The sequence below is a fragment of the Mesorhizobium sp. M7A.F.Ca.US.007.01.2.1 genome, from assembly GCF_003998165.1.
GTDB lineage: Bacteria > Pseudomonadota > Alphaproteobacteria > Rhizobiales > Rhizobiaceae > Mesorhizobium > Mesorhizobium ciceri.
This window is the reverse complement of the sequence record NZ_RZQP01000049.1, coordinates 24814-34250: the sequence shown is the minus strand read 5'-3', so window position 1 is coordinate 34250 and position 9437 is coordinate 24814. Positions and strand designations below refer to the sequence as shown.

Sequence of the window (9437 nt, the reverse complement as noted above, 5' to 3'; positions counted from 1 at the left end):
GACTACAACATCAAGGCCTTCCTCGCTTCCGAGGCGGGCAAGAACTTCGAGGTCATCGTCAAGGACAGCCAGTCGAACCCCAATCGCGCGGCCGAGGTGGCCAAGAGCCTGATCGTCGATGACGAGATCAACCTGATGCTCGTCGGCTCGACGCCCGAGAACACCAATCCGGTGGCCACCACCTGCGAGGCGGAGGGCGTGCCGGTGATCTCGACGATGGCGCCGTGGCAGCCCTGGTTCATCGGCCAGCAGGGCAATCCGGCCGATCCGTCCTCGTGGAAGCCTTTCAACTTTGCCTATCATTATTTCTGGGGTCTCGAAGACATCATCGCCGTCTACACCGGTATGTGGAAGCAGCTTTCCACCAACGGCAAGGTGGGCGGGCTGTTCCCCAACGATGCCGACGGCAATGCCTGGGGTGATCCGAAGAACGGCTTGAAGCCGGGCCTCGATGCCGCCGGTTTCAGCCTTGCCGATCCCGGCCGCTATCAGAACCTGTCGGACGATTTCACCGCGCAGGTCAACGCCTTCAAGGCGGCCAATGCCGAGATCGTCACCGGTGTGGTCATTCCGCCGGACTTCACCACCTTCTGGAACCAGGCCCGCCAGCAGGGCTTCAAGCCCAAGGCGATAACGGTGGCCAAAGCGATCCTCTTTCCGCAATCGGTCGAGACGCTCGGCGATGCTGGCCACAACCTCTCATCCGAGGTCTGGTGGTCGGCCTCGCATCCGTTCAAATCGTCCGTGACGGGCGAGAGCTCGGCGGAAATAGCGGCGGATTTCACCGCCAAGACCGGGCGTCCCTGGACGCAGCCGATCGGTTTTGTCCATTCGCTGTTCGAGGTGGCGGCCAATGTCATGGGGCGCGTTTCGGATCCGACCAATGCCGAGGCGATCGCGGCGGCCATAGCCGCCACCGACATGACGACGGTGGTGGGGAAAGTGGCATGGAGCGGTGCGGGACTGCCGCCTTTCGCCGCGAAGAACGTCTGCAAGACGCCGCTCGTTGGCGGCCAGTGGCGGAAGAAGGCCGGTGGCGGGTTCGATCTGGTGATCGTCGAGAACGCCGGCGCTACCGAGATTCCCACCGCTGGCAAGATGGAAGCCCTGGCCTGACGCTGCCGGGGGCGGCTGATACCGCCGCCCTCGTTCGGCGCGACCCAAGGATGACTGTGATGATACTCAGGCTGGAAAACGTTTCGAAGTCCTTCGGCGCCCTGAAGGTTGCGGATTCCGTGACCGTCAGCGTGCCGCGCGGCGAAGCGCTGGGCATTATCGGCCCGAACGGCGCGGGAAAATCGACGCTCTTCAACCTGATCACCGGCAATCTGTTTGCAAATGAGGGTCGCATCGAATTCCTCGGCCGCGACGTGACCCGCGCTCCGGCCATGGAGCGGGTGCGCATGGGCGTCGGCCGCAGCTTCCAGATTCCGCAGCCTTTCGAGGGGCTGACCGTGTTCGAAAATCTCTTGACCGCCGCCGCCTTCGGCCGCGGCGGACGCGAGGCCGAGATGGTCGAGGATTGCGCTGGTATCCTCGAGGCGACGGAGCTTCTCAGGAAAGCCAATTTCGTGGCCGGCTCGTTGAGCCTTCTCGACCGCAAGCGCCTGGAACTCGCCCGCGCCTTGGCGACAGGCCCCGAACTTCTGCTTCTGGACGAGATCGCGGGCGGTCTGACGGAGGGCGAATGCAAGGCCCTGGTCGCGACGATCAGAGCCATCCACGCGAGGGGGACCACCATCATCTGGATCGAGCATGTGCTGCATGCCCTGAATTCGGTGGTCGAGCGGCTCCTCGTGCTGGATTTCGGGCGCGTGATCGGGATCGGCGCGCCTGATGAGATCATGGCCTCGAAGGCGGTTCGCGAAATCTATCTGGGGCTCGAGGTCTGATGCTGGAAACGCGCGGCCTCACCGCGGATTACGGCCAGTTCCGGGCGCTGTTCGGTGTGGATATCACCGTGGCCGCGGGCGAATGCGTGGCGATCATCGGCGCCAACGGCGCCGGCAAATCCACGCTGATGCGCTCGATCACCGGCGTGATCGGCAACGCGCCCGGCATGGTGCTGCACAGGGGCGAGCCGATCGGCGCGCTGTCTTCGGCCGAGATCATGAAGCGCGGCATCGCCATGGTGCCGGAGGGGCGCCGGCTGTTCCCTTCGCTGACCGTCGAGGAAAACCTGCTGGTCGGCGGGCAGGCGCGTAAGGTGCAGGGGCCGTGGAGCCTCGACGCGGTCCATGACCTTTTCCCGATCTTGGGCGAGCGGCGCAAGAGCCCCGGTACCGCGCTCTCGGGTGGCCAGCAGCAGATGGTGGCGATCGGCCGGGCGCTGATGTCGAACCCCGAATTGCTGCTTTGCGACGAGATCAGCCTTGGCCTCGCGCCCGTCGTTATCCGCGATATCTACGCAGCACTTCCCAGGATCCGCCAAGGCGGCGCCGCGATCGTGCTGGTGGAGCAAGATATCGGCAAGGCGCTGGCAGTGGCCGACCGCGTCTACTGCATGATGGAGGGTCGCGTCACGCTGGCCGCCAGGGCGGCCGAGGTCACGCGCGAAGATATCCACTCTGCCTATTTCGGAGTGGCGGCATGACGCGGGAACCAAGGCTCGGTCGTCTGCTCGCACAGCACCCTTGTGGCCTGATCGAGGTGGCGCGGCGATGATCTGGCTGGACACCCTCGTGCAAGGGATTCTGCTGGGCGGGCTCTATGCCCTGTTTGCAGCAGGGTTGAGCCTCGTCTTCGGCATCATGCGGCTGGTGAACCTAGCCCATGGCGACCTCATCATTCTTGCCGCCTATCTGGTTTTGATGGGCGTCACGCTGCTCGGCTTGTCGCCCTGGATCGCTGCCCTGATTGCCATGCCCGTGATGTTCGGGCTCGGCTGGCTGCTGCAGGCCGCCGTCCTGAACCGCGTGCTGGGCAAGGACATCCTGCCGCCGCTTCTGGTCACGTTCGGCCTGTCGGTCGCCTTGCAGAACGGCCTGCTCGAGGCCTTCTCCGCCGACAGCCGCCGCATTCCGGTGGGCGCGTTGGAAGGGGCATCGCTCGATCTCGGGCTGGTCACGGTTGGGATCATGCCGTTGATGACCTTTGCCTCGGCGATCGTGACGATCATTGCGCTCAACGCGCTCTTTTACCGCACCGCCCTCGGCCGTGCCTTCCGCGCCACCTCGGACGACGCCGTGACGGCGGGGCTGATGGGGATAGAGCCGAAGCGGATTTTCGCGATCGCCACCGGGATCGCCATGGTCGTGGTGACGCTGGCGGCACTCTATCTCGGCATGCGCGCGAACTTCGATCCCTCGATCGGACCGGCGCGGCTGATCTATGCCTTCGAGGCGGTGATCATCGGCGGCCTCGGCAGCCTGTGGGGAACGCTTGCCGGCGGGATCATCATCGGCGTGGCGCAAACGTTTGGCGCCGCGCTCAATCCGGAATGGCAGATACTGGCCGGCCATATCGCCTTCCTGGCCGTGATGCTGCTCAGGCCGCGCGGACTTTTTCCGCGCGCAGTGGATTGAGGGGGGCGGCATGTATCGACTGACAACCCGCACCCGCGCCGGAACCGTGACCGCGATCATCGTGCCGCTCTTCCTCGTCGCCGCGCTCGCGCTGCCTGCCGTGGCCTCGCGTGGTGTCATACAGGATCTGTTCTTCATCCTCACCATGCTGACGCTGGCGCAGATCTGGAACCTGCTGGCGGGCTATGGCGGCCTGGTCTCGGTGGGCCAGCAGGCTTTCGTCGGCATCGGCGCCTACGCGATGTTCGCCGGCGTGATCCTGCTCGGCTGGAATCCGGTCCTGGCGATCCCGCTGGGCGGCCTTGCGGCGCTGGTGCTGGCGGTTCCGATGGCCTTTTTCGCGTTCCGCTTGCAGGGCGCGTATTTCGCCATCGGCACCTGGGTGATCGCCGAAGTGACGCGCCTGCTGGTTGCGCAGTGGAAGGCACTTGGCGGCGGCACCGGCACGTCGCTGCCGCGCGAGGCGACGAGCAGCATCCTGGGCACCGATGCGGTCCGGGCGCTGTTCGGCGTCCGCGAGGCCGCGGCACGCGATGTCATGGCCTACTGGCTGGCTTTGGCGCTGGTCGTGGCCGTGACGGGCGGCATCTACTGGCTGCTGCGCAGCCGCCTCGGGCTGGCGCTGGCGGCCGTGCGCGACAATGTCGACGCGGCGCAATCGGTGGGCGTCGATACCGCCCGGCTCAGATGGGCGGTCTTTCTGATCGCCGCGGCTGCCACCGGGCTGACCGGCGCGCTGATTTTCCTGCAGACGGCCCGCATCTCGCCGAGCGCGGCCTTTGCCGTTACCGACTGGACCGCCAACGTCATCTTCATTGTCGTCATTGGCGGCATCGGCACCATCGAGGGGCCGATCCTCGGTGTGCTGGTCTTCTTTGCGCTGCGCTCGGCGCTGGCCGACTACGGCAGTTGGTACTTGATGACGCTCGGCCTCATCGCCGTTGTCGTGATGCTTTTTGCGCCAAAGGGGCTGTGGGGCCTGATCGCGTCCCGCAAGGGCCTGCACCTGTTTCCGGTCCGCCGCAGGCTGACCGGTCCGAAGATCGAGGGAGGAATTTGATGGCGGATATCGAAACCGACGTGCTGATCGTCGGCACTGGCCCGGCCGGCTCGGCCACCGCCGCGCTGCTGTCGAGCTACGGCGTGGCCAACATGATCGTCAATCGCTATCGCTGGTTGTCGAACACGCCGCGTGCCCACATCACCAACCAGCGCACCATGGAAGTGCTGCGCGACCTCGGTCCGGATGTCGAGGCAGAGGCCATGATGCACGCCTCGCCGCAGGAACTGATGGGCGAGAACGTGTTCTGCGAAAGCCTGGCCGGCGAGGAGATCGGCCGCATGAAGAGCTGGGGTACAGCGCCGCTCTCCAAGGCCGAACATCTGCTGTCGTCTCCCTGTTTCATGAACGATCTGCCCCAGACCTTCATGGAGCCGATCCTGTTCAAGTCGGCCTGCGCCCGCGGGACGCAGGCACGCATGAGCACGGAATATGTCGGCCATGTCCAGGATGCGGACGGCGTGATCACGACCTGCCGCGATCGGCTGTCGGGTAAGGATTTCACCGTGCGGTCGAAGTTCCTCGTCGGCGCCGACGGCGGCAACTCGCTGGTGGCCGAGCATCTGGGCCTGCCGCTCGACGGTAAGATGGGCGTCGGCGGCTCGATGAACATCCTGTTCAGGGCCGATCTGTCGAAATACGTCGCGCACCGGCCGAGCGTCCTCTACTGGGTCATGCAGCCCGGCGCCGACGTCGGCGGCATCGGCATGGGTCTGGTTCGCATGGTGCGGCCGTGGGATGAGTGGCTGATCGTCTGGGGCTACGACATCAACCAGCCGCCGCCGGAGGTAACGCCGGAACTGGCCACCGAGGTCGCGCGTCAATTGGTCGGAGATTCCGCGCTCGAGATCGAGCTCCTGGGCGCCAACACCTGGACGGTGAACAACTGCTTCGCCACGCACATGCAGAAGGGGCGGGTGTTCATCATGGGCGACGCCGCGCACCGGCATCCGCCCTCGAACGGGCTCGGCTCGAACACATCGATCCAGGATGGGTTCAATCTCGCCTGGAAGCTTGCCAAGGTCGTCAAGGGGCAGGCGGGCATCGGGCTTCTGGATAGCTACTCTGCCGAGCGCGCACCGATCGCGCGCCAGATCGTGACGCGGGCGAACCAGTCCATTGCCGAATTCGGACCGATCTTCGAGGCGCTCGGCATGGATGGCGGCGTCGATCACGACAAGATCCAGAGAAACATGGAGGCCCGCGCCGACGCGACGCCCGCGGCCGAAGCGCAGCGCGAGGCGCTCCGCAAGGCTATCGCCTTCAAGAAGTACGAGTTCGACGCCCATGGCGTCGAGATGAACCAGCGCTATGCGTCCGGCGCGGTGGTGACCGACGGCCAGCGCGAGCCGGCATTCGAGAAGGATCGCGAGCTGCACTATGCGCCAACGACGTGGCCGGGCGCGCGCTTGCCGCATGTCTGGGTGTTCGAGCGCTCGGGCAGGAAGGTCTCGACGCTCGATCTTTGCGGGCATGGCGAGTTCACGCTTTTGACCGGTATTGGCGGCGAGGCGTGGGTCGCCGCGGCGGAGACGGTGGGCGCGGAGCTCGGTCTGCCGATCTGCAGCCATGTGATCGGCCCGCGCCGCACGATCGAGGATCATGCCGGCGACTGGGCCGGCGCGCGGGAGATCCGCGACACCGGCTGCCTGATCGTCCGTCCCGACCACCACGTCGCCTGGCGTTCCGAAACGCTCGCGGCCGATCCGGCGGCCGAACTGCGCCGGGTCTTCAAATCCGTTCTGGCGCGCTGAGGAGGATCGCATGATCGACGAACACGAATCCGGCTATTTCACCGAGGCGAACTCGGCCGAGGTCGTCGTGGCGCGCAACAGGAACGCCAAAGACGAGCGGCTCAAAGAGGTGATGGAGGTCATCACCCGAAAGCTGCACGAGGCGGTGAAGGAGATCGAGCCGACGCAGGAGGAATGGTTCGGCGCGATCATGTTCCTGACGCAGACGGGCCAGATCTGCAACGAATGGCGGCAGGAGTACATCCTGCTGTCGGATGTTCTCGGCGTCTCGATGCTGGTCGATGCGATCAACAACCGCAAGCCGTCGGGTGCCTCGGAATCCACGGTGCTGGGGCCTTTCCACGTCGCCGACGCGCCCGAATTGCCAATGGGATCGAACATCTGCCTCGACCAGAAGGGCGAGCCGATGTTCGTGCATGGCCGCATCCTCAACACCGAGGGTAACCCGATCGCAGGCGCCAAGATCGACGTCTGGCAGGCCAATGACGAGGGTTTCTACGACGTGCAGCAGAAGGGCATCCAGCCCGACTTCAATCTGCGCGGGGTGTTCCGCACCGGTGCGGACGGACGTTACTGGTTCCGCGGCGTGAAGCCCAAATACTACCCGATCCCGGATGACGGTCCGGTCGGCAAGCTGCTGGGCGCGCTAGGCCGCCACCCCAATCGTCCGGCGCATCTCCACTACATCGTCGAGGCCGAGGGCTTCGACGCGCTGACCACGCACATCTTCGATCCGGACGATCCGTACATCGATTCAGATGCCGTCTTCGGCGTGAAGAAAAGCCTGCTCGCCGAATTCCGCAAGGTCGAGGACGCCGAAGCCGCGGCCAGGGTCGAGGTCGCGGCGCCGTTCTACGACGTAGAGTTCGATTTCGTGCTGTCGCGCAAGGGAGGAAACTGATGGCCGCACTTGAGAAGATGTTCGATGTCAGAGGCAAGTCGGTGATCGTCACCGGCGGCGCCAGCGGCATCGGGCAGGCCTATTCCGAGATCATGGCCGAGCACGGGGCGAAGGTCTGCATCTTCGACCTGAACCCTGCCGGGCTGGAGAAGACCGTGGCGGCGATCAGGGCGGCGGGTGGCGATGTCTGGGGCCAGGTCGTCGATGTCGGCGACCGTGCGGCCATGGCGGCCGCCTTCGACAAGGTGGCCGAGAAGGCCGGCTCGATCGACGTCGTGTTCGCCAATGCCGGGATCGACGCCGGGCCGGGCTTCAACACCCCGACGGGCGAAAGGAACCCCGAGGGCGCCATCGAGAACCTGCCCGACGAGCACTGGGACAAGGTGATCGAGATAAACCTGACCTCGGTCTACACCACGATCAAGCATGCCGTGCGGCACATGAAGCCGAATGGCGGCGGCCAGATCATCGTCACCTCGTCCATCGCCTCGCTGATCAACGAGAGCATCGTGGGTACACCCTACATGCCCGCCAAGGCCGCGGTGAACCATCTCGTTCGCCACATGGCGATGGAGCTCGGCGCCTACAACATCCGCATCAACGCAATCCTGCCCGGGCCGTTCATCACCAACATCGCCGGCGGCCGGCTGCGCAATCCGGCGGACCGCAAGGCCTTCGAGGCCCAGTCGCTCATCGGCCGGATCGGTGACCCTGAAGAGATCAAGGGCCTGGCGCTCTATCTGGCGTCGCCGGCCGCGTCCTACGTGACGGGCTCGCTGATCGTCATCGATGGCGGCTCGCTGCTGAGGATGACCTGAACAAGCTTTGAACTGAGACCGGTCCCGTGGGCCGGAGAAACTTAACCCAGGGAGGAACCGACAATGACCTACTACAACAAACTGGTGAAATCGGGCTTGCGGCCCAGCCGCCGAAGCGTCCTGAAGGGGATTGGAGCCGGCGTTGCCGCCAGCACGCTGGGCATGCCGACCTATCTGCGCGCCGCGACGGCGGGGAAGATCAAGCTCGGCTATCTCAGCCCCACGACCGGGCCGCTCGCCCTGTTTGGTGAAACGGATGGCTACACCTTGCAGAAAATCCGCGCCCTGCTCGGCGGCCAGCTGCAATGTGCCGACGGCAATACTTACGAGATCGAGATCCTCGATCGCGACAGCCAGTCCAATCCGAACAAGGCATCGGAAATCGCCGGCAACCTCATCCTGAACGACGAGGTGCATCTGCTCGTACCGGCCTCGACCACCGACACGATCCTGCCCGCGGCCGAGCAGGCCGAGCTTTATGAGACCCCCTGCATTTCCTCCGGCGCTCCCTGGCAAGCGGTGATCATGCCGCGCGGCGGCGGCAAGCAGACCTTCGACTGGACCTATCATTTCTTCTGGGGCCTCGACGAGGCGCTGAACACCTTCGTCGGACTCTGGAACCATCTGGAGACCAACAAGAAGGTCGGCATGCTGTTTCCGCAGAACATCGACGGCGAGACCTGGGGCAACGACGAATATGGCTTGCCAGCGCCGACCCGCAAGGCCGGCTACGAGGTCGTGGTGCCCGGCTACTTCCAGCCCCGCACCAATGATTTTTCCGCACAGATCGCCGAGTTCAAGAAGCAGGGCTGCGAGATCATCGGCGGCATTACCTATCCGGACGATCTGAAGACCTTCGTCACCCAGTGCAACCAGCAGGGCTTCAAGCCGAAGGCGGTCACGGTGGCGGCGGCACTCCTGTTCCCGGGGGGTGTCGAGGCCATGGGTCCTCTAGGCAACGGCATGTCCTCGGAGGTCTGGTGGACACCGGCCTTCCCGTTCAAGTCGTCGCTGACCGGGCAGGTCAGCAGCGACATCGCCAGCCAATGGGAAGTCGATTCGAAGCGGCAGTGGACGCAGCCGCTGGGCTATTCGCATGCCTTGCTCGAGGTCGCGCTCGACATCCTGAAGCGCTCTTCCAATCCGCTCGATCGTACAGCCAACCGAGACGCCCTGGTCGCTACCGATCTGCAGACGCTGGTCGGTCATATCAAGTTCGACGGCTCGCCCCACAAGAACATCTGCAAGACGCCGATCTTCGGCGGCCAGTGGGTGAAGGGCGAGAAATGGCCTTATGACCTGAAGATCGTCGACAACACGGTCAATCAGCTCTTCGCGCCGCAACAGGCTATTCAGCCGATCGCCTGGTGACATGAGCGG

General features: G+C 64.8%; 9 protein-coding genes. All 9 read left to right on the top strand.

What is annotated here, in order from left to right; translation table 11 throughout:
* Window positions 1-1116 (top strand): ABC transporter substrate-binding protein (locus EN949_RS11980; RefSeq protein WP_127371694.1); only part of this gene is annotated, 1116 nt, incomplete at its 5' end.
* Window positions 1117-1175: 59 nt separating this feature from the next.
* Window positions 1176-1892, top strand: a complete 717-nt coding sequence (locus EN949_RS11975; RefSeq protein WP_063170177.1) for an ABC transporter ATP-binding protein — start codon at window positions 1176-1178, stop codon at window positions 1890-1892.
* On the top strand, window positions 1892-2593 hold the full coding sequence (locus EN949_RS11970) for an ABC transporter ATP-binding protein (RefSeq protein ID WP_127365421.1): 702 nt from the start codon (window positions 1892-1894) through the stop codon (window positions 2591-2593). Before EN949_RS11975 ends, EN949_RS11970 begins: the two co-directional genes overlap by 1 nt.
* Before the next feature lie 67 nt (window positions 2594-2660).
* A complete protein-coding gene (locus EN949_RS11965) occupies window positions 2661-3524 on the top strand; it encodes a branched-chain amino acid ABC transporter permease (RefSeq protein ID WP_127365422.1) in 864 nt (287 codons plus the stop codon).
* A gap of 10 nt (window positions 3525-3534) precedes the next feature.
* Window positions 3535-4584, top strand: coding sequence for a branched-chain amino acid ABC transporter permease (locus tag EN949_RS11960; RefSeq protein WP_127365423.1), 1050 nt, complete (start codon window positions 3535-3537; stop codon window positions 4582-4584).
* Window positions 4584-6338 carry an FAD-dependent monooxygenase gene (locus EN949_RS11955; protein ID WP_127365424.1) on the top strand — a complete coding sequence of 585 codons (1755 nt, stop codon included), beginning with the start codon at window positions 4584-4586 and terminating at the stop codon, window positions 6336-6338. Before EN949_RS11960 ends, EN949_RS11955 begins: the two co-directional genes overlap by 1 nt.
* A gap of 10 nt (window positions 6339-6348) precedes the next feature.
* Complete coding sequence (locus tag EN949_RS11950) at window positions 6349-7239, top strand: intradiol ring-cleavage dioxygenase (RefSeq protein ID WP_013533090.1); 891 nt, start codon at window positions 6349-6351, stop codon at window positions 7237-7239.
* Window positions 7239-8057 (top strand): SDR family NAD(P)-dependent oxidoreductase, encoded by an 819-nt coding sequence (locus tag EN949_RS11945; protein ID WP_013533089.1) that lies wholly within the window; start codon window positions 7239-7241, stop codon window positions 8055-8057. Before EN949_RS11950 ends, EN949_RS11945 begins: the two co-directional genes overlap by 1 nt.
* Window positions 8058-8120: 63 nt before the next feature.
* On the top strand, window positions 8121-9428 hold the full coding sequence (locus tag EN949_RS11940) for an ABC transporter substrate-binding protein (protein ID WP_127365425.1): 1308 nt from the start codon (window positions 8121-8123) through the stop codon (window positions 9426-9428).
* The last annotated feature ends 9 nt before the right edge of the window (window positions 9429-9437 follow it).